Raw genomic sequence first — 23,511 nt, 5'->3', positions numbered from 1 at the left:
CGACGGGTCAGGTCTTGTTCAGTTCCTGGGCGAGCATCACCAGGATGCCGCTGGGGCCGCGGACGTAGGTGAGCTTGTAGATATCCTCGTAGGTGGCCACGCCGCGCAGCGGGTGGCAGCCGTGTCTTGCCGCAATTTCGAGGGCCTCGTCGATGTCGTCGACCGAGAAGGCGACGCGGTGCATGCCGATCTCGTTGGGCAGGGTGGGCTCCGTCTCGATGGCGTCGGGGTGGAGGTATTCGAAGAGCTCCAGGCGGCCGGTGCCGTCGGGCGTCTGGAGCAGGGCGATCTTGGCGTGGTTCCCGTCGAGGCCGACGGCGGTGTCGGCCCACTCACCGCTGACCGTGTCGCGGCCGAGGACGGCGAGCCCGAGGTCGGTGAAGAAGGCGATAGCCGCTTCGAGGTCGCGGACCGCGATGCCGACGTTCTCGAGTTTGATGGGCATGCGCCACACGCTAGCAAGTCAAGGCGGCCCCGTCACGGCCATGGCCGCTGGCCATCCCACTGGCGAATCAGGTCCAGTAGAGAGGTCGGGCAGCTGGTAGGCGCCGTTCCAATTCCTCTGTGAACCAGCCGCGCATTTCCGTCATCGTCTGCTTCGGGTAAACGTACTTCACGCCGCCGAATTTCGAACGCTTCTGGCTCCGCGAATCCTCGTCCATTTCGAGCTTGGTTCTTGGATACCAGCCCAGCAGCACCTCCTTGCTCGCGGGGGTGAAGCGGTGCGTGATGATCTCGGCCGTGAGGTCGAGGTCGGGGATGCCGGCGACTGCCCCGGAGATGTCGTCCAGCAGCGCGCCATACTGCTCCCGCCAGCCAGGTATGGGCATGACCGGGGCAATCGTCAGTCCCACGCGGTAGCCGGCCGTCGCCACCGCACGGAGAGCGGCAAGCCGCGCGGGCATGCGCGCGGTTCCGCCTTCGAAGCGGTTCGCCACGTCCGCGGCATTGACGGAAAACCGGATCCGCGTGCGACGCCCATGGTCGAGCGTCACCAGTTGCCCGACGTCGTCGAACTTCGTCGTAAACCGCAACTGCACGTCACTGCCGAACTCACCTGCCCCGACGCGGGAGATCGCGGCAGCGAGCGAACCGGTCACGGTCTCGATTCCGAGGGGATCGGTGTAGCAGGACATCTCGAACGTCGTCCCCTCGTCACCGCGCTCAAGGGTCCCGCGGGTGACGGAGCCCCGGTCGGCGTGAGTGCGTATTCCGTCCAGCACATCGTCGAGATTGGCGTAAACGCGGGTCACGGGCGGCCCCTGGAGGGATCCGGCGAGGTAGCAATACTGGCAATGGGCTGGGCAGCCCCTGGCGAGGTCGATGCGCCAGTCAGCGCTCGGCGGGATGGGCTGAGGTTTCAGGGCGCTTGGCGGGGCCACGACCACTGCAAGCGTGTTCTTCGCGGACGCGTAGGTCTCCCGGTCGCTGGCGCCGCGGAGCCCCGTCAGCGCATTTCCGGTCAGGAAGCGGATGTCGTCGACGCCGGCTCGCTCGCAACGTCTGATGATCTCGGCTGTGTGCGGTAGGTCGGCTGCGGCCCGCGTGATCATCACGTGTTTGGGGACCCACAACCGCGTGGGAGAGATGGAGGTCAGGTCGGTTTCCTGAGAAGGCATCATTACCTTGTATAACGATCTCGAGGACCCCGATGTTCCGCTAGACCTTGGGATTTGTGGTCGTCCGCGCCAGAAGTGGTTGGCCACTTCAGCACACCATTCCGCACAAACCTGCCCCGGGAATGGCGTGGACCCGGCGGAGGGTTTGATGACCCTCCACCGGGTCCACGGTGGTTTGGTGATGCACCCTGTCCCCTGGGTGGGCGAAGGGATGCCCGGCAAGCCGTCTAGGAGGCCTGTTTGCGGTGTGAACTACTCCCCAGAGTGGCCATAGTGGCCGCCCTTGCGGCAGTCGATCTTGAGCGTGTTGCTCCTATCCCGGCCGTCTTTCTTGCTGTAGCTGTAGGCCCGGTACTCATTGCCGCACTTGGCCTTCTTGCTGTCGAACTTGAAATCGCCGTGGCGGGTCCACACCTCACGCTCGTCGATTACCCGTTCCCTGTCCTTATGGTTGGTTCGGACGATCTTCACATAAACTTTTTTGGCCTCGTAATCCTCGCCAATGACCTTCAGTCTGCCGTCGCGGTCGACCTTCAATCTGAGCTCGCTGTCGTCGTCCTTGTCGTCATAGTGATCCGTAGTGGCCACAGTCTGAACGGGGGCAGCAACCGCGGGAGCTGACAGCCCCAGGCCCGCAAGCAGGCCAAGCAGCGTCCCGGCAACAAGGATCAACAGCCTCCAGCTGAGAGACTTTTTCATGATGATTTTCTACTTCCACAAACGCCGGAGCGGTGATGGGGAGGGGGCGCGCGATCAGCGCTGCGGCTGGATGTCCGGCGGATCCGTCCGCTCTTGCCCAGAGCGGATGCAACTTAATTCGAGCGGAGCCGGCGTCCTTGACCGGAGCCGTTCTTCTCAGGTGCATCTGATGCAATTTTCACTTGGTCGGTCCGGACTTCCCAGCAAAGCCATTCCTGATCCGCCTCTCAAGGCGCAAGTTAAGCCTAGACCTCGGCCCGCCATTGCAACAGAGTCGGCACAGATCCTCCCCGGAGCGGAACGAGGGGCCTGGACCCAGGTTTAGATTGAGTTAGTGCAAAAGAACCCGGCCTTCAGCGACTACCTCAAGGCGAGGAGGAAGCTCGTACGTCCCCAGGACGTCGATCTCCACACCTATGGCCGACGTCGTGTCACCGGGCTGCGGCGGGAGGAAGTCGCGCAGCTGGCAGGAATCAGCGTCGACTACTATGTTCGCCTCGAGCAGGGCAAGGACCACCACCCGTCGCCGCAGATCCTCGATGCACTGGCGCGGGCACTGATGCTCGACCCACCCTCCACCCTGCACCTCCACCGGCTGGCCCAGCCACCCCCCGGCACCGCCCCCGTACTGACCACAGAGGACTTGGCGGCCTCGGACACCGTCGCACCGGGGCTGACGCATCTTCTCGGGACGATCGGCAACGTGCCCGCCTTCGTGCAGGACCGGTTCATGACCGTGCTGGCTGCCAATCCGCTCGCGATCGCCCTCTCACCCCGAAACGCACCCGGCAAGAACGTCCTCCGGGAGGCGTTCCTCGATCCCGCTGAACGTGAACTCTACGAGGACTACGACCAGGTGATGCGCGAAGCCGTGGCAGGGCTGCGCGCATCTGTCGGCGAACGGACGAACGATCCCCGCCTCGTGCGCCTGGTCACTGATCTCTCCGAACGCAGCGCGTATTTCCTGAAGCTCTGGAACCGGCACGACGTGCGCCCGAAGGTCGCCGGACACCGCATCCTCCACCACCCGGTCGTCGGTGACCTTGAGTTGTTCCACGAAAAGCTCGCCGTCACCGGAACCGACGGCCACCTGCTCGTCGTCCACCACGCCGCGCCCGGCAGCCCCTCCGCCTCTGCCCTGGAACGGCTCGCCCACCCCCAGTAGCGGACTCCGGCCGGGATGAGCCGACCCGCGCCCTGACGGGGGTCAGCCGCCGAAGGTAGCCCTGCCATTCCTATGAAAGGCAGGGTTCTACCTACCGCTTTCGCGTAAGAGCACACTCATGTCCGGAGCCCCGCACGCCGCCCACCAGCACATTCTGGCCGGGACCGGCAGGACAGCGGGTCGCTTCGCACGATGAAACATCCTCTCTTCGACGAAAGAAGTTCTCCATCATGGCTCGCATCACCACCCCGTTTGGTTTCTCATCGACCACCTCGGATGTCACCGAAGGCATCGACTTCGCCGGCAAGCGCGTCGTCATCACCGGCGGCGCCTCCGGCATCGGCATCGAAACCGCCCGCGCATTCGCCACGATCGGTGCGGAGGTGACTCTCGCTGTGCGGAACCTGGAGGCGGCTGGCCCGGTCGCCGAGGAACTTCGCGCCTCGACGGGCAACCAGAACATTTTCCTCGGCCGGGTCGACCTCGCCGACCTCACCTCGATTACTGAGTTTGCCGACGCATGGACCGGGCCACTGCATGTGCTCGTCAACAACGCGGGAATTATGGCCCTGCCTGAACTTGAGCGCACCGCGGAGGGGTGGGAGATACAGTTCGCCACCAACTACCTCGGCCACTTCGCCCTCGCCCAGGCACTCCACCCGGCACTGGCTGCGGCGGGCAACGCCCGCATCGTGTCGCTGAGCTCCAGCGGACACCTGTTCGCCCCGGTCCTCTTCGACGACCCGCACTTCAACTTCATCCCCTACGACGCGTTCCTCGCGTACGGCCAGTCCAAGACCGCCTCGGCCCTGTTCGCTGTGGCGGCGACCCGTCGGTGGGCGAAGGACGGCATCACCTCCAACGCCGTCATGCCGGGTGCTATTGCCACGAACCTGCAGCGCCACACCGGCGGCCTGCGCACGCCGGTCGAACGCCAGAAGACGCCCCAGCAGGGAGCTGCCACCACCCTGTACGTGGCGACCTCACAGGACCTCGAGGGCATCGGCGGACGTTACTTCGAGGACGTCAACGAAGCACCCGTCGTCGAAGACCGCGGCCCCGACTACACCGGTGTGGCGGCCTATGCCCTCGACGCCGCGAACGCCGACAGGCTCTGGGACCTTTCCCTGGAGCTTCTCGCCCGGCGCTCTGCCTGATCCCCTGACGACGAAGGAGACACTCATGACCACGGTTACATCCGGTTCAACCCCGAATGACGGCGCCCTCCGCGTCGGATGGGTAGGGCTCGGCGATCAGGGCGCCCCGATGGCCCGCGCCATCACTGAAGCCGGGTTCGAACTTCACATCTGGGTGCGCCGGGACAGTTCCCTGGCCGCACTCGAGGGGCTGCCGTACATCCGACATGCAACCCTCGCGGACCTCGGCGCGGTCAGCGACGTCGTGGGGCTATGCCTGCGCGAGGACTCCGACATCGAGGACGTCCTTACCACCGGCGGGCTTCTGGACAGCATGAGACCCGGGACGATCCTCATCAACCACGGAACGGGTCTGCCGGGCTACGCTTCCTCTCTGGCCGACCGTGCCGCACGGGCCGGGGTCGTCGTCCTTGACGCCCCCGTCAGCGGCGGCCGGCCAGGAGCCGAAGCCAAGCGCCTCACCACGATTGTGGGAGGGCCGGAGCAGGCGCTGGACAAGGTCCGACCCGTGCTCGAGTCGTTCTCGGCGACCATCGCCCACATGGGGCCCACTGGCACCGGCCAGACCGGGAAGCTCATCAACAATGCCCTGCTCATGATGAACCAGCGCAACGTGCAGGACATTTTGGTCCTGGCCCGCGGCCTCGATCTCGACCTCCGTGCGCTGATGAGCCTGCTGCTCGCCGGGACCGCACGGAGCTTCGCCCTGGAGGCGCTCGCCGGGGCCGTCACCACCGATAACGCCGAGCACCTGAGGACGCTGCAGGTCATTGACATGGACATCTTCACCGAAGCCATGACAACGCTCGGTCAGGATGTCGCCGAACTCGACGCCTACGCACGGTCAGGAGCGCAGGGCCTGCCGATGGCCGCCCGGCTCGTCACGGGAGATATGGCCTGATCACCGCATTGCCTGATGGCTGCGGACAGCACTGCGGGCGCCGGTCCAAGAACCGGCGCCCGCAGTGATAATCAGCCCTATCCCTCACCGGCCGATGCCGGCTCAGATGCCAGACGCAGGTTTCATCGGCCGCCCGCCGGCGAAGGGTAAGGAGTTCTTAGGCGGCGTCGGACGCCGGGAGCCGCCCGAGGGTGCGGCCCATCCAGGAGTCCCGTGCGGCCACGGCTGCGACGGACAGCAGCGCTTCCGGCGCCGCGCCGTCGAAGATGTGGAAGCCGCCGGCCCAGACGTGCAGTTCCGCCTGCACTCCGGCCGCCCACAGACGGGACGCGTAGGCGACATCCTCATCGCGGAAGACCTCGGCCGATCCGACATCGATGAACGCCGGCGGCAGGCCCGTCAGGTCCGTCGCCCGGGCCGGTGCGCTGTAGATGTCGACGTCGTCGGTCCCGCGGCGCTCACCCAGCAGGGCGTCCCAGCCCGTGGAATTGCTTTCGCGGCTCCAGGACCCGGTCTGCGTGTACTGGTGGCTTGACGCGGTGGCGTCGCGGTCGTCGAGCATGGGGCTCAGCAGCATCTGGGCGATCAGTGCCGGGCCCTTCCGGTCGCGGGCCAGCAGCGTGACGCCCGCCGAGAGGCCGGCACCGGCGGAAGTTCCGGCGATCAGGATGCGCTCGCCGTCGATTCCGAGTTCACCGGCGTTGTCGGCCAACCAGAGGAGCCCCGCGTAGGCGTCCTCCACGGGACCCGGTGCCGGGCTCTCCGGTGCGAGCCGGTATTCGAGCGAGACGACGACGGCCCGGTGCTCAACGGCCCAGTCCAGGACGTGTCCGATGCCGGTGAAGCGGTTTCCGATGATCATTCCGCCGCCGTGCAGGAAGTAGATGGCCGGAGCCGAGGCGTCCTTATCGGCGGGGGTGAAGACCGAGGCGATGATCTCGCTGCCCGGGCGGGCGATGGTGTGCTCGCGGTGTGAGATGGGGCGGGTCGCGAGGAGGTCCTCGAGGGTGGGGCCGAACGGATTGGCACGAAGGAAATCGATCATGTCGGCGGTGACCGTTGAGGGCAACGGGCTGTTGTCGAGCAGCTCGGCCAGTTCGGGGTCGTACGGCGGGCGGGCGGGGGCGGTGGGGGCGGTGGTCATGGCTTTTTCCTTTTGGAAGCTGTGGGTGGGGGAGGGATGGAGCGCTCAGGCCTGGTTGGCTCCGGAGACGACGATCTTGCCGCGGAGGTGTCCGCCCTGGCTGAGTGCGAGGGCCTGGGGGATCTGCTCGAAGGGGAACTTCCGGGCAATCTCGGTCTGGAAGGCGCCCCGGGCGGCGAGGTCGAGCACTGGGTGGAGGGTTTCGGCGGTGAGGGCCGTGGGATCGCCTGCGGCGACGATCGCGCCCTGGGCCCCGGCGGCGAAGTCAACGATGGTGACGATCCGGGATGCCGGCACGAGTCCGGCGACGCGGGCGACGAATTCCTGGCCTGCGGTGTCGAACGCGGCGTCGATCCCTTGGGGTGCGGCGGCCGTGATTTCGTCGATCATGGTTTCTCGGTAGGTCACCGGTGTTGCGCCGAGGGAGCGGAGGTAGTCGTGGTTGTCGGGACTTGCGGTGCCGATGACTTGATGTCCGTCAGCGACGAGGATCTGCACGACGGCGCTTCCCACGGCACCGGCCGCTCCGTTGACGACGACGGTGGATGCCGGCGCCGGCGCCAGCAGGGACAGGCCACGCTGCGAGGTTTCACCGGAGGTGGCCAGGGTGACCGCCTGCTCGGCCGTCAGGCCGTCCGGGATCACCGCGAGCCGGGCGGCGCCGGTGACGGCCTTCTCCGCGAAGGCTCCGCTGTCGGCAAAACCGACAACCCGGTCGCCGACAGTGAAGCCCTCGACGCCGTCGCCGACCTCGAGCACCGTGCCGGCGATGTCCGTCCCCAGAACCGCCGGCAGCGGCAGCGGGAACATCTCGGCGAGGTAGCCGTTGCTGAACTTCCAGTCCAGCGGATTGATGCCGATCGCTTCGACGGCAACCTTTACCTGCCCGGCGGCTGCGGTGGGCTCGTCGGCCTCGCCGAGGACGATGGAGTCGGGGCCGTAGCTGTTGAGGAGATGCGCTTTCATGATGGGTCCTTTGGTCTGGAGTTCGTTCACGGGCTGCAGGTGGTGCTGCGGGTCTGGGTCTGCATCCCGCAAGGTGGCCGACCACTCATTTATAGATATGTGGCCGACCCCGTTTTCTTTCATGCTGTTGGAACCAGAGACTGACGCACATTATTCCGGCCGGACCTCAAGGGCCCATCGAGATCGCCGCAACATTACCCTTCGGCTGCCGAAAGGGGGCCCAGGCGAAGCGGACGGCCCGGGGTCACCGAGGCCGAAATAGTCCACGTGGCTCAGGGATGCTCCGGTGCGCTCCCCGAGGGGCCGGCGGCCTTGGACACGAAGTAGTGAAGCGCCACGCCGGTCAGGGGACTCGTGCCGGCGATGAGTTCGCGCAGGTGGATTCCGACCTCGGTGCCATCGATCCAGCGTGGGTCGTCGACGCCGGCGAGCTGCCGCGCCCGGGTGCGGACGACACCGAGAATCACCTCGTGGATCCGTGGTCCGCGCCCGGCAAGCTCGGCCGCGAGGGTGCGGGTGAGGGACTTCGTCGCCGCGGCGGTCAGCGCGACGCCGCCCGCGCCGGGGAAGGGAAGGTCGGCGCTCAGCCCGTTGAGCTGCACCAGCACCCCGTCCGCCCCGACGTGCGGCACCAGGGCGCGGTACAGGCGGAACACGCTGGTCTGGTTCGCCGCGACGAGGGCGTCCCACTCGGCGTCGGTCAGGGCCAGCAGGGGCTTGCGGCCCTGGTCCCCCCACGACGCAACGCTCACGACGACGGCGTCGAACCCGCCGTGTCCGGCGGCAAGGGTCGACACCGCTTGGTCCAGGTCCTCCGCCAGGGCATCAAGCACCGTGGTGTGCAGCCGCGGGGAGCGGACCCTGGAGGCGAGCTCGTCAAGACGGGCGCGGCTCCGGCCCGCGGCCACGACTACCGCGCCGGCGTCGAGGAGGGCACGGACAACGCCTTCGCCGACACCGCCTGCACCTCCCACGACGAGCGCGGTCCTGCCGGTGAGGTCGGTGTGCGGGCGGGCCCAGGTGGGCAGGGTGAGGGTGTTCATCGTTTGTCCTTTGAAGTGGGGAGGCTCCGGGAGGGTCATGCCCTCAGGGGGAAGTTGGTGTTGAAGAGCCCCGCCGGGTCGTAGGCGGCCTTCAGGTCGCGGAGCCGGGCCAGGGTCGCGGTGGGAAAGGCATCGGCGAGCCGGCGCGGATCCTTGTCCATCTCGAAGCTGAGGTACAGCCCGTCAAGGTGGGGGTGAAGCTCCTCCCACTCGCGCCAGAGATCTCCTCGGCGGGCAGGATCGGCGCCGACGAAAATGGAGAAGTTCTGGTGCCGGTGCGCATAGGCGGTGGCGCCGGCGTCGACGTCGTTGATCCTCCCACCGACCGCGCGGATCTGCAGCGTGGCCGCGGTTCCACTGGCCACCATCCCGGCGAGCCGGACGGCGATCGGGGCGTCGAGGTGGACCGCGAGCCCGCTTCGCGTCTGCAGCGACACCGCACCGGTGTGCGGGGCCCCGGTGGCCGTGACCAGTTGGGCGTAGCGCATGGCCTGGGACTGCCCGCCGAGCAGCGGGGCCAGCGCGAGGAACGGTGCGAGCGCCCGCCGGGCGGCGTCCGCGTCCAGCCCCGCGTAGACGATGCTTGCCATGCCCGCGGTGGATCCGGCGAACAGGTAAAGGAACGCCGTGATCTCCCGGGGTGCCGCCTCGACCGCGTCGCCCCACCGCTGCAGGAACCCGGCGGTGTCGGAGGTGTCGTACTGGACGGTGGTGGAGATGACGCCGGGGACCTTGGCAGCGGTGAACTCGAACTCCGTCACAATGCCGAAATTCGCTCCCGCCCCGCGGACCGCCCAGAAGAGGTCCGGATTCTCGGCCGCGCTCGCCGTCCGTACGGCGCCGTCGGCGGTCACGACGGTGGCCGCCGCCATCGAATCGATGGTCAGCCCGTGCTTGCGGCCCATCAGGCCGATTCCACCGGCCGTGGCGAGCCCGCCCACCCCGACGTCGCCGGAGTCACCCGAACTGACCGCCAGGCCGAAGGGGGACAGTGCCTGCGCAACATCTCCCCACCGGGCGCCCGCGCCGATGCGCACCCGTCCCGTGCCGGGGTCGGGGACGTTGACAGTGTTGATCGCCGAGAGGTCGAGGACGATTCCGCCGTCGTTGGTGGAGGCGCTGCTGATGCCGTGGCCACCGCTGCGCACGCTCAGGGGGAGGGCCGACGCCGTGGCATAGGACAGTGCGTCGACGACGGCTCCGGTCGTGCGTGGGCGCAGCACGGCCGCCGGTGAGCCCCGGTAGGAGTAGGTGTGCCGCAGCGGCCCGTACCCTAGGTCGGAGGGGAGGACCAGGCCTTCCCGGAGGGAGGAGGGCAGCGACGAGCGGGTAATGCCTCCGGCCATGCCGCGGAGCGGTGCGGAACTCATGCGCGGGCCGGGTCGGTCGATGCCTGTGCGAAACGCCGCTGCCGCACGGCCAGGACCAGCAGCCCGCCGAGAACGATGACGGCGGCCACCCCGAGCGCGGCACCGTACCCGGTGTCGACGGCGCCCGGTCCGCTTCCATGGAGGGATCCGGTCACCGCGGCGGCGATGGCGCCGATGACGGTGAGCCCCACCGCGCCGCCCAGCTGCTGGGCGGTCTGGATCAGGCCGCTGACCGAGCCGGCCTCGCGGGGACTGGCGCCCGCAAGGGCCTGGGTGGTCGCCGAGGTGACCGCGATGCCGACCGCTGCACCGAAGGCCACGGTCACCGGGATGAGAACGGCGGGCGGCGCACCGAGCGCGCTCGCCAGCGCCAGGGCGCCGGTGGCCAGGCCGAGCAGTGCAAGCCCGATGAAGAGGGAGGCCAGCGGGCCCCGCACGGCGACAAGCCGCGGGGTGAACAGCGCGGCCCCGATGGTGGCCAGGGACATGGGCAGCATCATCAGTCCGGCGCCGACCGGTGAGAAACCGGAGGATCCCTGGAGGATGAGTGAGAGCAGCAGCATCGTCGGGTACAGGGCCACGGCGACGAGGAGCATGCCGATGTTCCCGCCGGTCGAGGGCCAGCGCCTGAGCAGGTGCGCCGGTATCAACGGAGCCGGCTTGCCCCGTTCGGTGAGGCCGAAGGCGATGAGCAGAACGGCTCCGCCGACCAGCAGGCCCAGGGTGATCGGGGAGAGCCAGCCCTGCTCGTTGCCGAGGGTCAGGCCGCCGATCAGTGCGGAGATTCCGAGGAAGGACAGTACGGCACCCGAGGCGTCCAGGCGCTGCGCCCCTCCCCGCGGGATGACGGGGATCAGCAGGGGGATGGCCACCAGCATCAGCACGATGAGGGGGACGTTCACCAGCAGTACTGCCCGCCAGCCCCAGGCCGCCGTGAAGCCCCCGCCCACCAGGACGCCAGCCGCGCCGCCGGAACTGGCGACGGCGCCCCACACGCCGATGGCGCGCCGGCGGGCCGCGGGATCGGTGAAGAGGGTCGTCAGCAGCGACAACGCAGTTGGGGCAAGCCCGGCGGCCGCGGCGCCCTGCACGGCACGGGCGGCGATGAGGGTCTCAAGAGTCGGCGCGAGTCCGCCGGCCAGGGCCGCCGCGCCAAAGAGTCCCACCGAGATGGAGAACATCCGCCGCCGGCCGATGACATCACCCAGCCGTCCGCCGAACAGCAGCAGGGCGCCGAAGGTCAGCAGATAGGCCGACACGACCCACACAGACAGCGAAGCGGAGGCACTGAGATCGCCAATCAGGCTGGGGAGCGCCAGATTGACGCTGCTCGCGTTGAGCACCACCACGAACTGGGCCGCCGCCAGCAGGGCCAGCACCGCCCCTGCCCTCCGGCGCGGATTCTCGGGGGCGGGCGGCGGTGGGGCGGTTCGGTCGTGGAGGGTGGGTTGTGGGATGGGCGGCATGAAAAGCCTTTCGGGAGTGCCCGCCTGGTCCGCCCGCCTGAGGCGGTTCCGGCTGTCGGGTTCGAAGTTGCTGATTCGTCAGCAAGATAGTAAGACTTTAGCTGACGCGTCAGCAATCCTGCAAATCCTTCATGCTCTTGGCGTAGGCGGCGGGGCAACGGTATTCCGGCCCGGGTAGACTTCCTGATATGTCAGCAAACATGACGGAGCGCCAACTCCGGACCTGGGAGAACCTCCAGGAAGTCACCGAGCTGCTCCGGCGCGAGGTCGGCCGCGACCTGTGGAACGACGCGAAGCTCTCGGAGGCAGAGTTCACGGTGCTGGCCCATCTGTCGATGGCTGCGAAGGGCACTGCGCGGCCGTCCGAGTGTGCGCGTGCCATCGGTTGGGATTCAAGCCGCCTCGCCCACCAGCTCCGCCGGCTGGAGAAGCGCGGGCTGGTCGAAAAAGCGGCGAGCGAGGCCGCCGACGGCCGGGCTTCCCTGATCGCCCTCACCGACGAGGGGCGCACCGCCTACCGGCGCGCCCTCGGGCCGCATCTGCGGTCGGCGCAGAAGTGGTTCGCCGACGCGCTCAGTGATGAGCAGGTGGACAACCTCGCCGACGCGCTTGAGACCCTGCTGCGGCATGGCTCACACCTCGCTGCGGCTCCTGCTCCGACGGCGGAACCGCAGGTCTGACGGCGTGCCGGGCGCGTATGCCCGGCTTCAGCTAAGAAGCGTGCCCCGGCCGCAACGGTCCCCAGCGCCAGGCTCCCCATTCAGCCGCCCACCGTTCAACCGCCCGCCGCCGCCCGTCAGCGGGGCGCGACGTTGTGGTTGAGCCGAAAGACGTTCCGCGGGTCGACCTCAGTCTTGAGCGCGGTGAGCCGGTCGAAGACCTCCCCGCGGTACACCGCGGCGTCATCGGGGGAGCGGGTCCCCGGATCGGGCGCGGCCGGTTCCTCGGCGCCCATGAAGTTGACGTACCGGCCGGGCGCGGCATGCGGGGCGATGTCCCCGGAGAGCGACTTCACAAACCCCACGTTCCGCTCGTCGTCGCCGTCGTCGGTCCAGAATCCATAGATGTTCAGCCAGTAGGGCGACTGGCGGTCGGGGAACGGGGTGGCGCCGGCCGGCACCCGGGCCACCGCTCCGCCCATGTGGTGGATGTCGAATCCTGTGCCCTGCCAGGTCTGTTCGGCGGCCCGGCGGAGGAGGATCGCCTGGACCTCCGGTGAGAGATGCTTCAGGGCGGAGTTGCGCCAGTAGGCGCGCACGCCCTTGGGGAAGAGCTCGTCGACGGCGGACTGCCATCCGGTCCAGGTGGCCGCCTCCACCTCCTCCATCTCGGGAGGGGCTGCGGCACGCAGGTCGGCAATGAGCGCTTCCCCGACGCTCCGGTCGCCACCGGCCCAGAGGAACCCGACGATCATCAGCGGGTCTGTCCCCATCTCCCAGTGCGGCGGCGGGGTGATGAAGGTCAGGATGCTGTTCAGCTCATCGGGGAGCGTCTCGGTCCAGGCGGCGTAAGCGGCCAGGGCCGTGTCCCACGTCCGCGGGGTGTAGACCAGGTTGCCGGCGTAGAGGGGCCGGGGGAGGCGGTGGGCCCGGAAGGTGAACGAGGAGACGACGCCGAAGTTGCCGCCTCCGCCCCGCAGGCCCCAGAACAGTTCCGGATTCTGCTGGTCATCGGCCTCGACCACCGTCCCCGACGCGGTGACGACCCGCGCCGACACCAGGTTGTCGATGCTCAGCCCGTAGGGCCGTGTCAGCCATCCCATGCCCCCGCCGAGGGTGAGCCCGCCTACGCCCGTGGCCGACACGACTCCCAGCGGGACCGCCAGCCCGTGGGGTTCAGTCGCCGCGTCCACCTGCGCGAGCGTCGCCCCGCCGCCGATCCGCACCAGGCCCCGGTCGGCGTCCACGTCCACCGCGGACAGGGCCCTGAGGTCGAGCACGATCCCACCGTCCACCGTGCCGTTACCGGCCACGCTGTGCCCACCGCCGCGGACGGCAAGCGGGATCCCGTGTTCGATGGAGCACCGGATGGCGGCGGCAACGTCGTCTTCCCCCGAAGCCCGGAGGACCGCGGCGGGCCGGCGGTCGATCATGGCGTTCCAGACGCGCCGGGCGTCGTCGTACTCGGGATGGGATTCGTCGATCACCTCCCCCGAGGTTTCGGCGGTGAGGGCGAGGACGGCGGCCGCCGCCCCGTCATGGCTGGGCATCAGGGGAGTGTGCATGATTCACCGTCCGGCCGCGTTGGGGCTCCGTGTGAGTCCGCGGGGAAACGCGGCGGGACCATTATCCGGCCCGCCGATCCGGCGGGTCAACGGGTTACAGCTGATTACAGGAGGCCGTGGCGGCCTCCCGTTCCACCGGCCGCCGCCGTGCCCGACCTACCGGAGGAGCAGGTCCCGGATGGCCTGCGCAATGTCTGCCGGGGTTTCCTCGGCCATGAAGTGTCCGGCCTGGGTGCTGAAGTGCTCAAGGTCCGGAGCCCATGCCTTCCACAGGGCCGCGGCGTCGAAGCCCAGCGCGGAGCCCCAGTCCTGCTGGATGACGGTCACCGGCATCCGGAGCGTGTTCCCGAAGTCAAGATCCGCCTGGTCGTGGACGACGTCGATGCCGGCGGAGGCCCGATAGTCGGCCACGATGGAGGGCACCGCGTTGGCGCTGGCATGGAGGTAGGCCGACCGGACGTCCGCCGGGATGGCGCCGGAGTCCTTCGTCCACGCGTCCAGGAAGTAGGAGAAGAAGGTGTCGGCGCTGTTCGAGATCATTTCCTCGGCGAGATCCGGGGGCTGGGCCATGAGGTAGAGGTGGAACCCGACCGCGGCGGACTGCCCGTGCAGCACGTTCCACATATCCAGGGTCGGCAGGACGTCGAGGCTGGCGAAGTGAGTGACGGCGTCGGGGTGGTCCATTGCGGTGCGGAAGCCGACCAGGGCTCCGCGGTCATGCCCGGCGAGGGCGAATTTCTCGTGGCCCAGTGCGGCGGCCAGGGCGACGACGTCCCGACCCATCGTGCGTTTGGAATATACGTCCGGGCCGGTCTCGGCGGGCTTCCCGCTGTCGCCGTATCCCCGCAGGTCCGGGCAGATCACGGTGTGGTCCTCGGCCAGAGCGGCGGCGACGTGCCGCCACATCAGGTGGGTCTGGGGAAAGCCGTGAAGCAGCACGACGGGGCTGCCCGAGCCGGCGACGGCGACGTTCAGGTGGACGCCGGCGGCGACCGTCACCTTTGAGTAGGTGAAGTTTTCAATCGTGGGTGTCATGGAGGAGTCCTTGGATCGGGATCAGGGTGCAGCCCAAGGCTCGCACCGCCGACTCAACGGCTTCTCAATGGCGTGCGGCGCCGGCGCGTGCGTCAGTCACACTTGATGAAGGCGTGTGGAAGGCGGTCCGGGCATGGGTGTGACAATCGGCGTTTTGGGGACGACGGCGGCCTGGGATGCGAAGGGAGACCCGATCCCATTGGGCGGCCCGCGGCAGCGCGCGCTGCTCGCCCGGCTTGCCGCGGCGCGCGGGCGCCCCGTCGCTCTGGGAGCACTCGTCGAGGACCTTTGGGAGGACCCTCCGGGGAACGTCACCGGGGTGGTCCACACCTACATCGGTGCGCTGCGCCGGGCTCTCGAGCCAGAGCGCCCGGCCCGGGGCAAGCCCCGGGTGGTCGTATCGGCAGGCTCCGGATACGCGCTGCAGCTGGATGCCTGCGAGGTGGACTCCCTCCTGTTCGAAGACGACCTGAGGCCGGGGGCCGGTGCCTACGGGCCGCCGCTGCCTGCCCTCAAGGAGGCCCTAGCGCGCTGGCGTGGCCCCGCGTACGCCGATTTCGCCGATGAGCCGTGGACCTTCGCCGAACGCAGGAGGCTTGGGGAACTCCGTCTCGGGGCGGTGGAGGCCCGCGCGGCGGAGCAGCTTCGGGCCGGTCAGGCCGTGCACGCCGTCACCGACCTCGAAGCCTTCGTAGAGGAACACCCCTGGCGGGAGGAAGGATGGCGCCTCCTTGCGCTTGCCCTTTACCGGTCGGGGCGCCAGCACGAAGCCCTGAAGGTGCTGCGGCGGGCCCGCGCCCTGTTGAACGACAAGCTCGGCTTGTCCCCGCATTCGGTGCTCCGTGCACTCGAGCACGACATCCTGCACCAGTCGCCCGGGCTCGACCTGCACCCGGCTCCCTCGGATGCACAGGATCTGGTGTGGCACCGGACGCTGTCCGGCTACGGCCCGAACTCCGGAGTCGGCGCCAAGGGGCGGCTCCGCTCGACGGTTGAACTGCTTCGCCATCTTGCCATCACCGGGGGTGGAGGGCTTGAGACCGCGCGCAGGCAGCGCCTGGCGGCGGTGGTGGCGGCCGACGGGCTGGCGGATGTGGACCTGACGGCGCGGGTGATCGGCGCCTATGACGTGCCGGCCCTGTGGACGAGATCCGACGATCCCGTCCAGGCGGCACACATCCTCGTCCTCACCGAGAAAACCCTCGCGGCGCTGCCCTCAGGAACCCACGGGACGCTCCGGGCGCGGCTGCTGACGACGATCGCCATCGAATCCCGGGGACTGCCCGGAACACGGGGACGGCAGGCAGCGCGGGAGGCGGAGGAGCTGGCCCGCGGCCTGAACGACCCGGCGCTGCTGACGTTTGTGCTGAACGGGACGTTTCTTCAGTCGTTCTCCCGATCGGGGCTGGCCCCGGAACGGGCGCGCCTCGGCTCCGAAATCCTCGAGCTCGCCGGACAGCACGACCTGCCCACCTACGAGCTGCTGGGCCACCTCATCCGGATGCAGGCAAGCGCCGCGCTGGGGGAGCTGGTTTCTGCCGATCACCACGCCGCCGAGGCCGACCGGCTGGCAGAGGAGTACGAATCGCCGTTGGTGGGCGTCTTCACCACCTGGTACCGCGCCCTGCGGATGGACCTGAGGGGCGGGGCGCCCACGGAGGTGGCGGCCGCCTACCGCGCCGCAGCGGGCCGACTGCGCGGCGCTGGAATGCCCGGGGTGGAGCAGGGCGCCCTGGCGCTGTCCCTGCTGTGTCTGCGACTTCGGCATGGGCGGTCCGCGCCCACGGAGGAGGGGGTGGACTGGGGCCCGTACCGGCCCTGGACCGAACCTCTGGTCCTGCTGGCCAGGGGAGAGCGGCGGGCAGCGCTCGCCGTCCTCCGCGGGGTTCCGGAACCGGAGCCGACCCACCACCGGGAGATACTGTGGTGCCTGATCGCAGAGGCGGCTCTTCAACTCGGGGACGAAGGCAGCATGGGCCGGGCCCACGCGGAACTGCTTCCCGCCGCCGCCGAATACGCGGGCGCTGGAAGTGGGTTCTGCAACCTGGGACCCGTCTCTGGGTTCCTGGCCCGGCTCGAGGACCGGCTGGGCGGCTGGCCGGAGTGAACGGACCCGAAATTCATCCCTCGAATCCACCCCGCGGTGCGCCCTTGTCCCGTAGGGTGGCGCCCATGGAACTCCGCCTTGAGGTTGTGCAGGTGCCCGTCTCCGATGTGGACAGGGCCAAGGCCTTCTATATCGACGCCCTCGGCTTCGTTCTCGACCACGACGCCGAGCACATCCCCGGGATGCGGGTCGTCCAGCTCACTCCGTCGGGATCGTCCTGCTCCATTGTGATCGGCACCGGGATGACCAGCATGGCCCCCGGAAGCCTCGAGGGTCTCCAGCTCGTGGTGCCGGACATGGCGGCCGCGCGCTCCGAACTGGTCGGCCGCGGAGCCCCGATCAGCGAGCCGCAGGACCTTGGGGGATTCCTGTTCGCCTATTTCGCCGATCCGGACGGCAACCGCTGGGTCCTCCAGGAGATTCCGCCCCGAGAGGCCGGCGGTCCCGCGCAGTCCTGAGCTAGGTGGTGACGTCCTCGTGGTCCGTGGAGACGGACACCTCACGCCAGAGCTCGAGCTCTTTCTGAACATGATCGATCTTGGCCTCGACCGCGCCGACGGTGTCGCGTCCGAGAAGAAGCCGTAGTGGCGGCGTCTCGGCTCCGACGACGTCCACGATCGCCTTGGCTGCCTTCCTGGGGTCCCCCGGCTGGGAGTGGTTAACCTCCTCCGCCACCAGTCTCATCTGGCCGGCCGGCCCCTCCCGGTAATCATCGATCACCTGTTCCTCGACGTGCAGGCTGCTGGAATCCAGGAAATCGGTCCGGAAATAGCCCGGTTCAACCACCATGACGTGAACCCCAAGCGGTTCCAGTTCCGCATGGAGAGATTCCGAGAGGCCCTCGACCGCGAACTTGGTCGACGAGTAGACACCCCAGCCGGCGGACGACCGGAAACCACCGATCGAACTGATATTGACGATCGTCCCGGAACGCTGCCGCCGCAGCACCGGCGCGATGGCCCTGGTCACCGACAGCAGGCCGAAGACGTTCGTCTCGTAGACGGCGCGGACTTCGAGGTCGCTGGCCTCCTCCACGGCGCCCAGAAGACCGCGGCCGGCATTGTTGATCAGCACGTCGATGCGGCCGAACGCGTCGACGGCCGCCTCGGCGGCGGTTCTGGCTGCGGCCTCATCCGTCACATCCAGCGACACGGCCAGCAGCTGATCCCCGGCGTCGGGGAAAGTGTCATTAACGGCCTGCCGGTTGCGGGCCGTGGCGACTACCTGATGCCCACGCGACAATGCCTCGCGAACCAGCTCGGCGCCGAAACCCCTGGACGCTCCGGTGATGAAATACACGCTCATTTCAACCTCTCGGCCTGGTGCTGCTTGAGCTGGTCATTGCCCCTGCGGAGATGGCTTCCCATGTCTGCTGTATCGAGACCTGCATATGCGCCGCCTTCAAGCCATCCAGCCCCAACTAGCCCAGGCAGGGCTGTCCTGGGGCAGTTCTACGCACGGCAGATGACACCGGGTGGAATCGATGAGTGTTTCACGGGAAGCGGTCGCCCCTGCAGCCGAAGGAAGTTCCATCCGTGCTCGTTGTGACAGCAACAGGATGAGCTGCCGACTCCAGGAGTTAGGCCCGGGCGCGGTCTGCGCTCGGGCATCCGAACCTGAAACTCGTCGTCGGGGTGGATATTTCGATTGACGAGACCAATGCATCGAGGTTATCGGCGCGACAATGCCGAGGGCCACAATGGCACTGAAGGTTACGGTCACCAGCAGCGGCGTGGCGGGCGGCTGCGACCCCGGCTCATGTCCCGCCTCTGAACCCGCAGCGGCGCCCGGTTGATATTCTCCGCTGAGGACACGGAGGCCGGCCTTGTGGATTTGCGGCTGGGAAGTGAAGGAGTTGCGCATGCCGATGTGGCTGCAGGCCCTGGGGTGGGGTACCCTCGCCGGCGGGGCCCTCGTGCTGGGGTCCGCGATCGCCTGGCTATGGAAGGTGCCTTCCCGACTCGTGGCCACCATCATGGCCTTCGGGGCCGGTGTCCTGATCTCGGCGCTGGCCTTCGAACTGGTTCAGGAAGCCGTCGACAGCGGGGGGCTGCTGCCGACGGTAGTTGGTTTCCTCACCGGTGCGGCGATCTTCGTCGGCTCGAACATCCTCCTAGCCCGTGCAGGGGCCAAGCATCGCAAACGGTCCGGGCAGAAGCAGCCCTCGGAGAAGGACGCACCGGGCAGCGGGACGGCTATCGCCATCGGTGCCCTGATTGACGGTATTCCCGAATCCGTTGTCCTCGGCGTGGGCCTCATCGCCTCGGGAACCGTCAGCCCGGCCATGCTCGCGGCGGTGTTCATCTCCAATGTCCCGGAAGGCCTTTCGAGTACGGCCGGCATGAAGAAGGCCGGCCGCGGGCCCGGATACGTGTTCGGCGTGTGGACGGCCATCGCGGTGCTCTGTGGCTTGGCCTCCCTGCTTGGATATGCCGCCCTGGAGAACGCCCCGGCCGCGCTGATCGCCTTCATCACGGCCATCGCCGCCGGAGGCATCCTCGCCATGCTGGCAGACACCATGATCCCGGAGGCCTTTGAGGAGCATCACAACCTCACTGGTTTCACCGCGGCCGTCGGATTCCTCACCGCCTTCACCATCCACCGCGTGGGGGGTTGAGCTGACGGTGGCGCTTCCCACATGTTGCGCGCAATGGGAGCGCGGCTCCGGAAGCGTAGGCTCAAATGATGAGTTCTGTGAACCGGAGGACTTTCCTCGCTTCGGTGACCTTTGGCGGGACCGCCGCTGTGCTGGCGGCCTGTTCCCGGCCTGCAACGCCGACGGTCGTGCAGACCCCGCCGACCGTGGAGCCACCGCCGGCCGGGCCGAATTGGGGGAAGCTCCGGTCAAAGATCTCCGGACCGTTGTACCTGGAGGGTGCCGACGGGTATGAGGACGCGAAGAGGGTCGAGAACCCACGGTTCGACGGCGCCCTGCCGCTCGCCGTGCTGGCGGCGGCCACCGCGGACGACGTCGCACAGGCGGTCCGCTTCGCAGGGGAGGCGGACGTGCCCTTCGTCGTCCGGGCCGGGGGCCACAGCTATTCCGGGTATTCCTCGGGAGATGTGGGCCAGGCAGGCCTGGCACCGTCGCTCGTCATCGACCTGCGAGGTCTTTCCGGCATCACGGTCGAGGACTCAGGCGCGGCCGTCATCGGGGCCGGCGCATCCCTGATCCAGGTCTACGACGCGGTCGGCGCAAGGGGGCGCGCGGTGGCCGGCGGCTCCTGCGCCACGGTGGGCGTCGCCGGGCTGACCCTGGGCGGTGGTGTCGGAGTGCTGACCCGGGCGTACGGGCTGACCTCGGACGCGCTGCGGTCGGTGGAGCTCGTGACGGCCGGCGGGGAGCTCCTGACCGCCAGCGTCGACGAGAATGAGGACCTCCTCTGGGCCTGCCGCGGGGGAGGCGGGCAGGTCGGCATCGTGACGTCGTTGACCTTCGAGACGGTGCCCGCTCCCACCATCACCACTGTGTTCCTCGAGTGGGCTTTCACCGATGCCGTGCCGGTCATCCTTGCGTGGCAGCAGTGGGCCCCCGAGGTGGATCCCCGGCTGTGGTCAACGCTCAAGCTGCTCAGTGGAGCCCGGCACGACGGGCCGACCATCCAGCTCACCGCGACCTGGACGGGTCCCTCCGCCGCACTCGACGCCCAGGTTGCCGGCCTTCACGAGGCGGCCGGAGTCCTGCCGCTGGTGAACAGCGTGCGGCCGGACCGGACCTACACCGAGGTGATGTTCACCTACGCCGGGTGCGCCGGGGTGCCCGTGGACCAGTGCACCACCGGTGACGGCGGGGCGCTCCGGCGAGAGGCTTTGCGCCACCTCCCATGTCCCCTACGACCTGCTGGACGTCGAGGGTGCCGCTGTGCTGGTGGAACGGTGCGAGCTCGGCCACCGGCTGGGAGCCATCGAAACGGGGGTGTCGCTGGATGCCCTTGGGGGCGCGGTCCGGGAACTGCCGGCCGCCTCGACCGCCTTCGGGCATCGGGGTGCCTACGCCACCGTCCAGTACACGGCCACCTATGAGGAGGGCGGAAATCCCGTTCCCTTCGATGAATTTGTCCGGCAATCGCGTGCCAGCATGGTCCCGTTCTGGGGTGAAGGCGCCTACTTCAACTACTCCGACTCCACCCTGGCCGATCCGGGGACCGCCTACTTCGGCGAGAACGCGAAGCGGCTGGCCGGAATCCGGGCCGCGGCCGACCCCGCAGGGGTCTTCGCCACCCCGGCCTTCCGGACTGCCTGACCGGCCGGGCCCTCCAGCCCCGGGCACGGGCGGGCTGCGCCGGTGACGACGCGCTCCTGGAGTGTTGCGTGGGAGCGTGCCATGCCGTGAACGCGGCGACCGGCCGGCACCTCCAGGGGATGCCGACCGGTGGGTGGAGTGGGGAGCGGTGGCACAGGGTCAGGGCCTGCGGTAACCCGCAGTGCAAGACGGCCTTCTACGACCGCACCCGCAATGGCGCCGGAGCCTACTGCAGGGCCAATCCCTGCGGCACGAAGATGGCGATGCGCTCCTACCGGCAGCGCAAGGCCAGTGCTGCGGCGAAGGACGCTGCAGACCAGCAGCTTGATCGGTCGTCGTCAATCGCAGGAGTTCCCTTAGTCCGCGCCCGGGACGGCGAAGGCGGTCAGGTCAATCACCCGGTCGGCGGCGGCCCTCGTCGCGTCTATAAGGCGGGCGTTCGGCTCATCCACCTGTTCGACCCAGGCGCGGGCGGCGTCCTCGGACTTGCCGAACCGGACATGCCGGTCGATCAGGCGCTGCACCCGCAGGGACGGGTCGACGTCGACGAACCATACCTCGCTCAGCTGCGCGTGAACCTCCCGCCACCCCGGGGCGTCGAGGAGCAGGTAATTTCCCTCGGTGATGAGCAGCGGAAGCCCGGGCGGCACCGGCAGGGCGTTGGCGAGGGGCTGTTCGAGATCCCGCTCGAAGGCCGGCGCGTAGACGGTGTGGGCCGGCCGGCGGCGCAGCCGTGCCAGCAGGTCGGCGTACCCGTAGGCGTCGAAGGTCTCCGGGGCGCCCTTCCGGTCCCGCAGCCCCTGGCGCACCAGCTCCTGATCGGCAAAATGGAATCCATCCATCGGCACATAGCCTCGCCGGCCGGGTTCCGCGTCCACGAGGGCCCGGGCGAGCGCCGACTTCCCGGCGCCCGGAGCCCCGGTGATGCCAAGCAGGACGCGCCCGCCGTCGACGGGCCGCGGGAGAAACCGCTCCAGGTCACTGGGGCCCGCGGCCCTTATCGCTTCAGCTGACACGGCTCCTCTTCGCCTTGGGCACGCTGTACCGCCATTGTGTCGGGACGGCACCCGTCGCGCCACCCGGGCAGGCGCGCGTCGGCATTTCCCGCGGACTCCGTTGCGCCCCGGGGATACTGGGGTGAACGACACAGACGGACAATCAAAGCGCACCCGCGGCCGGACGGCCGCGGCCAGGGGAGGGGAGCGGCAGTGCCCGATTCGAAGCTGCAGGAGTATGCGGCGGCCTTCCGCGAATCTGGCGGGTACCTGAACTTCGCCAGCTATGGACCGCCGTCGCGGCAGGTTGAGGAGACCGCTGCGGACCTCCTGCGCACGGCCGCCGAGGGAGCCGTCGGCACTAGTGAACAGCTGCACCTGCAGGACCTGCGGGCCCGGCAGGCGTTCTCCCGGCTCAGTGGATTCCCGGTCGAGCGTGTGGGGCTGCTGCCCTACACCTCGCTTGGGCTGTTCCAGGTAGCCTTCGGGATCGGGACCGGGACGGTCCTGGTCGGTGCGGGGGAGTTCCCCGCCAATCTTTATCCTTGGCTCCGCGCGAACGGACTGGGGCTTGGTGCGGTCCACCGCCTGGGCGCGCCGGGAGACCGCGTCACGGTGGAACTGGTGGACCAGGCACTGACCTCCGATACCGTCGCGCTCGCCGTCAGCGCCGTCGATTTCCGCACCGGCTACCGCGCGGACCTGGCCGGCCTCCGGGAGGTTCTCGGGCCCGACCGGCTGCTCATCGTCGACGGCATCCAGGGCTTCGGGGTCGTCGAGCTCGACTGGACCCTGGCCGACGCACTCGTCGTCGGTGCCCAGAAATGGATCCGCGGCGGGTGGGGTGCAGGCGCCCTGGCCTTTTCGGAGGCAGGGATTGCGCGGATCCGTCCGGTGCTGAGCGGCTGGACGGGGGTCGAGGACGCGACCGTCTATGACGGCGTCGAGCACCCATCGCGCGCGGGCGCCCTCGGCTTTGGCATCTCCCACCTTTCGCCTTTCGCCGTGGGGTCCTTCGCCGCCGCGCTCGAACTGATCGAGGCCGCCACCCTGCCCGGAATCGAGGCAGGGATCGCGGCAGGGGTGGACCGCCTGCTCGCCGAACTCGATGCCGCCGGTCTTCCGGTGCTCTCGCCCCGGCGGCGTGCCGAGCGTGCGGGGATCGTGTCGGTGGAGGTTCCCGACGCGGGAGCTGCCCTGAGGGCACTCGCGGACGCCGGCATCAGTGCCACCGCGCACGACGGCCGCCGTATCCGTCTTTCACCCCACGTCACGACGCCGGCCCAGACGTTTGTAGAAGCTGCGGGGATCCTCGCCGGTTAGGCGGATGTTCAGGGGGAGTCAGCGCCCCGGCCACCTTCCCGACCCGGGCCGTTC

At 68.8% G+C, this 23,511-nt stretch carries 22 protein-coding genes and 1 pseudogene; 11 read left to right on the top strand and 12 right to left on the bottom strand.

Annotation, left to right across the window (positions count from 1 at the left end; all coding sequences use genetic code 11):
• Nucleotides 1–7: 7 nt before the first annotated feature.
• From I6N91_RS13365 to I6N91_RS13355, 3 genes are all read right to left on the bottom strand, one after another.
• The gene (locus tag I6N91_RS13365; RefSeq protein WP_198813419.1) at nucleotides 8–445 is read right to left on the bottom strand and encodes a VOC family protein; all 438 of its coding nucleotides are present in this window, start codon (nucleotides 443–445) and stop codon (nucleotides 8–10) included.
• A gap of 67 nt (nucleotides 446–512) precedes the next feature.
• Nucleotides 513–1,622, bottom strand: a complete 1,110-nt coding sequence (locus tag I6N91_RS13360; protein WP_233091831.1) for a spore photoproduct lyase family protein — start codon at nucleotides 1,620–1,622, stop codon at nucleotides 513–515.
• A gap of 249 nt (nucleotides 1,623–1,871) precedes the next feature.
• Nucleotides 1,872–2,318, bottom strand: coding sequence for a hypothetical protein (locus tag I6N91_RS13355; RefSeq protein WP_198813413.1), 447 nt, complete (start codon nucleotides 2,316–2,318; stop codon nucleotides 1,872–1,874).
• 334 nt (nucleotides 2,319–2,652) lie between these two features.
• Here I6N91_RS13355 and I6N91_RS13350 point away from each other — a divergent pair, with 334 nt between their 5' ends.
• The 3 genes from I6N91_RS13350 (at nucleotide 2,653) to I6N91_RS13340 (ending at nucleotide 5,541) form a co-directional block, all read left to right on the top strand.
• The gene (locus I6N91_RS13350) at nucleotides 2,653–3,483 is read left to right on the top strand and encodes a helix-turn-helix transcriptional regulator (protein ID WP_198813410.1); all 831 of its coding nucleotides are present in this window, start codon (nucleotides 2,653–2,655) and stop codon (nucleotides 3,481–3,483) included.
• A gap of 230 nt (nucleotides 3,484–3,713) precedes the next feature.
• Entirely contained in the window at nucleotides 3,714–4,640 is a 927-nt protein-coding gene (locus I6N91_RS13345) for an SDR family NAD(P)-dependent oxidoreductase (RefSeq protein WP_198813406.1), read from the top strand.
• A gap of 25 nt (nucleotides 4,641–4,665) precedes the next feature.
• Nucleotides 4,666–5,541 carry an NAD(P)-dependent oxidoreductase gene (locus I6N91_RS13340; protein ID WP_198813403.1) on the top strand — a complete coding sequence of 292 codons (876 nt, stop codon included), beginning with the start codon at nucleotides 4,666–4,668 and terminating at the stop codon, nucleotides 5,539–5,541.
• A 157-nt stretch (nucleotides 5,542–5,698) separates the two neighbouring features.
• Here the strand turns inward: I6N91_RS13340 and I6N91_RS13335 are convergent, their stop codons facing one another.
• From I6N91_RS13335 to I6N91_RS13315, 5 genes are all read right to left on the bottom strand, one after another.
• The gene (locus I6N91_RS13335; protein WP_198813400.1) at nucleotides 5,699–6,685 is read right to left on the bottom strand and encodes an alpha/beta hydrolase; all 987 of its coding nucleotides are present in this window, start codon (nucleotides 6,683–6,685) and stop codon (nucleotides 5,699–5,701) included.
• Nucleotides 6,686–6,730: 45 nt separating this feature from the next.
• Entirely contained in the window at nucleotides 6,731–7,651 is a 921-nt protein-coding gene (locus I6N91_RS13330; RefSeq protein WP_198813397.1) for an NADP-dependent oxidoreductase, read from the bottom strand.
• Nucleotides 7,652–7,923: 272 nt separating this feature from the next.
• Nucleotides 7,924–8,694 carry an SDR family oxidoreductase gene (locus tag I6N91_RS13325; RefSeq protein WP_198813394.1) on the bottom strand — a complete coding sequence of 257 codons (771 nt, stop codon included), beginning with the start codon at nucleotides 8,692–8,694 and terminating at the stop codon, nucleotides 7,924–7,926.
• Nucleotides 8,695–8,729: 35 nt separating this feature from the next.
• Nucleotides 8,730–10,064 carry an FAD-binding oxidoreductase gene (locus I6N91_RS13320; RefSeq protein WP_198813391.1) on the bottom strand — a complete coding sequence of 445 codons (1,335 nt, stop codon included), beginning with the start codon at nucleotides 10,062–10,064 and terminating at the stop codon, nucleotides 8,730–8,732.
• The gene (locus tag I6N91_RS13315; RefSeq protein WP_198813388.1) at nucleotides 10,061–11,530 is read right to left on the bottom strand and encodes an MFS transporter; all 1,470 of its coding nucleotides are present in this window, start codon (nucleotides 11,528–11,530) and stop codon (nucleotides 10,061–10,063) included. The genes I6N91_RS13320 and I6N91_RS13315 overlap by 4 nt, the downstream gene beginning before the upstream one ends.
• A gap of 188 nt (nucleotides 11,531–11,718) precedes the next feature.
• Here I6N91_RS13315 and I6N91_RS13310 point away from each other — a divergent pair, with 188 nt between their 5' ends.
• Nucleotides 11,719–12,210, top strand: coding sequence for a MarR family winged helix-turn-helix transcriptional regulator (locus I6N91_RS13310; RefSeq protein ID WP_198813385.1), 492 nt, complete (start codon nucleotides 11,719–11,721; stop codon nucleotides 12,208–12,210).
• Nucleotides 12,211–12,326: 116 nt separating this feature from the next.
• Here the strand turns inward: I6N91_RS13310 and I6N91_RS13305 are convergent, their stop codons facing one another.
• Complete coding sequence (locus tag I6N91_RS13305) at nucleotides 12,327–13,739, bottom strand: FAD-binding oxidoreductase (protein ID WP_198813382.1); 1,413 nt, start codon at nucleotides 13,737–13,739, stop codon at nucleotides 12,327–12,329.
• A 171-nt stretch (nucleotides 13,740–13,910) separates the two neighbouring features.
• Nucleotides 13,911–14,789, bottom strand: coding sequence for an alpha/beta fold hydrolase (locus tag I6N91_RS13300; RefSeq protein WP_198813379.1), 879 nt, complete (start codon nucleotides 14,787–14,789; stop codon nucleotides 13,911–13,913).
• Between the two features lie 133 nt (nucleotides 14,790–14,922).
• Between I6N91_RS13300 and I6N91_RS13295 the strand changes: the two genes are divergently transcribed.
• Nucleotides 14,923–16,896 (top strand): AfsR/SARP family transcriptional regulator, encoded by a 1,974-nt coding sequence (locus I6N91_RS13295; RefSeq protein ID WP_198813376.1) that lies wholly within the window; start codon nucleotides 14,923–14,925, stop codon nucleotides 16,894–16,896.
• Between the two features lie 65 nt (nucleotides 16,897–16,961).
• Nucleotides 16,962–17,354, top strand: a complete 393-nt coding sequence (locus tag I6N91_RS13290) for a VOC family protein (protein WP_198813358.1) — start codon at nucleotides 16,962–16,964, stop codon at nucleotides 17,352–17,354.
• Nucleotide 17,355: 1 nt separating this feature from the next.
• Here the strand turns inward: I6N91_RS13290 and I6N91_RS13285 are convergent, their stop codons facing one another.
• Complete coding sequence (locus I6N91_RS13285; protein ID WP_198813356.1) at nucleotides 17,356–18,201, bottom strand: oxidoreductase; 846 nt, start codon at nucleotides 18,199–18,201, stop codon at nucleotides 17,356–17,358.
• A 556-nt stretch (nucleotides 18,202–18,757) separates the two neighbouring features.
• Here I6N91_RS13285 and I6N91_RS13280 point away from each other — a divergent pair.
• From I6N91_RS13280 to I6N91_RS17615, 4 genes and pseudogenes are all read left to right on the top strand, one after another.
• Nucleotides 18,758–19,513 (top strand): ZIP family zinc transporter, encoded by a 756-nt coding sequence (locus I6N91_RS13280; RefSeq protein WP_198813354.1) that lies wholly within the window; start codon nucleotides 18,758–18,760, stop codon nucleotides 19,511–19,513.
• Nucleotides 19,514–19,581: 68 nt separating this feature from the next.
• Nucleotides 19,582–20,919 (top strand): FAD-binding oxidoreductase, encoded by a 1,338-nt coding sequence (locus tag I6N91_RS13275; protein WP_198813352.1) that lies wholly within the window; start codon nucleotides 19,582–19,584, stop codon nucleotides 20,917–20,919.
• A gap of 55 nt (nucleotides 20,920–20,974) precedes the next feature.
• Nucleotides 20,975–21,139: a BBE domain-containing protein gene (locus tag I6N91_RS13270; RefSeq protein WP_198813350.1), complete on the top strand. Its 165-nt coding sequence runs from the start codon at nucleotides 20,975–20,977 to the stop codon at nucleotides 21,137–21,139.
• A 119-nt stretch (nucleotides 21,140–21,258) separates the two neighbouring features.
• Nucleotides 21,259–21,414 (top strand): annotated as a pseudogene (locus I6N91_RS17615) (CGNR zinc finger domain-containing protein); the annotation flags it as partial.
• Between the two features lie 81 nt (nucleotides 21,415–21,495).
• Here I6N91_RS17615 and I6N91_RS13260 read toward each other — a convergent pair.
• Nucleotides 21,496–22,155, bottom strand: coding sequence for a nucleoside/nucleotide kinase family protein (locus tag I6N91_RS13260; RefSeq protein ID WP_307843359.1), 660 nt, complete (start codon nucleotides 22,153–22,155; stop codon nucleotides 21,496–21,498).
• Between the two features lie 192 nt (nucleotides 22,156–22,347).
• Between I6N91_RS13260 and I6N91_RS13255 the strand changes: the two genes are divergently transcribed.
• Nucleotides 22,348–23,457, top strand: coding sequence for an aminotransferase class V-fold PLP-dependent enzyme (locus I6N91_RS13255; protein WP_198813348.1), 1,110 nt, complete (start codon nucleotides 22,348–22,350; stop codon nucleotides 23,455–23,457).
• Nucleotides 23,458–23,511: the final 54 nt, after the last annotated feature.

It is taken from the genome of Arthrobacter sp. MSA 4-2 (assembly GCF_016405885.1).
In the GTDB taxonomy this organism is placed as follows: Bacteria; Actinomycetota; Actinomycetes; order Actinomycetales; family Micrococcaceae; genus Arthrobacter_D.
The sequence above is the reverse complement of the archived record's forward strand: the minus strand, read 5'-3'. Positions and strand labels throughout refer to the sequence as shown.

What these genes read in the sequence shown, in the direction of transcription:
- I6N91_RS13365 (WP_198813419.1), bottom strand. Translation starts at nt 445, where the DNA reads ATGCCCATCAAACTCGAGAACGTCGGCATCGCGGTCCGCGACCTCGAA.
- I6N91_RS13360 (WP_233091831.1), bottom strand. Translation starts at nt 1,622, where the DNA reads ATGATGCCTTCTCAGGAAACCGACCTGACCTCCATCTCTCCCACGCGG.
- I6N91_RS13355 (WP_198813413.1), bottom strand. Translation starts at nt 2,318, where the DNA reads ATGAAAAAGTCTCTCAGCTGGAGGCTGTTGATCCTTGTTGCCGGGACG.
- I6N91_RS13345 (WP_198813406.1), top strand. Translation starts at nt 3,714, where the DNA reads ATGGCTCGCATCACCACCCCGTTTGGTTTCTCATCGACCACCTCGGAT.
- I6N91_RS13340 (WP_198813403.1), top strand. Translation starts at nt 4,666, where the DNA reads ATGACCACGGTTACATCCGGTTCAACCCCGAATGACGGCGCCCTCCGC.
- I6N91_RS13335 (WP_198813400.1), bottom strand. Translation starts at nt 6,685, where the DNA reads ATGACCACCGCCCCCACCGCCCCCGCCCGCCCGCCGTACGACCCCGAA.
- I6N91_RS13330 (WP_198813397.1), bottom strand. Translation starts at nt 7,651, where the DNA reads ATGAAAGCGCATCTCCTCAACAGCTACGGCCCCGACTCCATCGTCCTC.
- I6N91_RS13325 (WP_198813394.1), bottom strand. Translation starts at nt 8,694, where the DNA reads ATGAACACCCTCACCCTGCCCACCTGGGCCCGCCCGCACACCGACCTC.
- I6N91_RS13320 (WP_198813391.1), bottom strand. Translation starts at nt 10,064, where the DNA reads ATGAGTTCCGCACCGCTCCGCGGCATGGCCGGAGGCATTACCCGCTCG.
- I6N91_RS13315 (WP_198813388.1), bottom strand. Translation starts at nt 11,530, where the DNA reads ATGCCGCCCATCCCACAACCCACCCTCCACGACCGAACCGCCCCACCG.
- I6N91_RS13310 (WP_198813385.1), top strand. Translation starts at nt 11,719, where the DNA reads ATGTCAGCAAACATGACGGAGCGCCAACTCCGGACCTGGGAGAACCTC.
- I6N91_RS13305 (WP_198813382.1), bottom strand. Translation starts at nt 13,739, where the DNA reads ATGCCCAGCCATGACGGGGCGGCGGCCGCCGTCCTCGCCCTCACCGCC.
- I6N91_RS13300 (WP_198813379.1), bottom strand. Translation starts at nt 14,789, where the DNA reads ATGACACCCACGATTGAAAACTTCACCTACTCAAAGGTGACGGTCGCC.
- I6N91_RS13295 (WP_198813376.1), top strand. Translation starts at nt 14,923, where the DNA reads ATGGGTGTGACAATCGGCGTTTTGGGGACGACGGCGGCCTGGGATGCG.
- I6N91_RS13290 (WP_198813358.1), top strand. Translation starts at nt 16,962, where the DNA reads ATGGAACTCCGCCTTGAGGTTGTGCAGGTGCCCGTCTCCGATGTGGAC.
- I6N91_RS13285 (WP_198813356.1), bottom strand. Translation starts at nt 18,201, where the DNA reads ATGAGCGTGTATTTCATCACCGGAGCGTCCAGGGGTTTCGGCGCCGAG.
- I6N91_RS13280 (WP_198813354.1), top strand. Translation starts at nt 18,758, where the DNA reads ATGCCGATGTGGCTGCAGGCCCTGGGGTGGGGTACCCTCGCCGGCGGG.
- I6N91_RS13275 (WP_198813352.1), top strand. Translation starts at nt 19,582, where the DNA reads ATGAGTTCTGTGAACCGGAGGACTTTCCTCGCTTCGGTGACCTTTGGC.
- I6N91_RS13270 (WP_198813350.1), top strand. Translation starts at nt 20,975, where the DNA reads ATGGTCCCGTTCTGGGGTGAAGGCGCCTACTTCAACTACTCCGACTCC.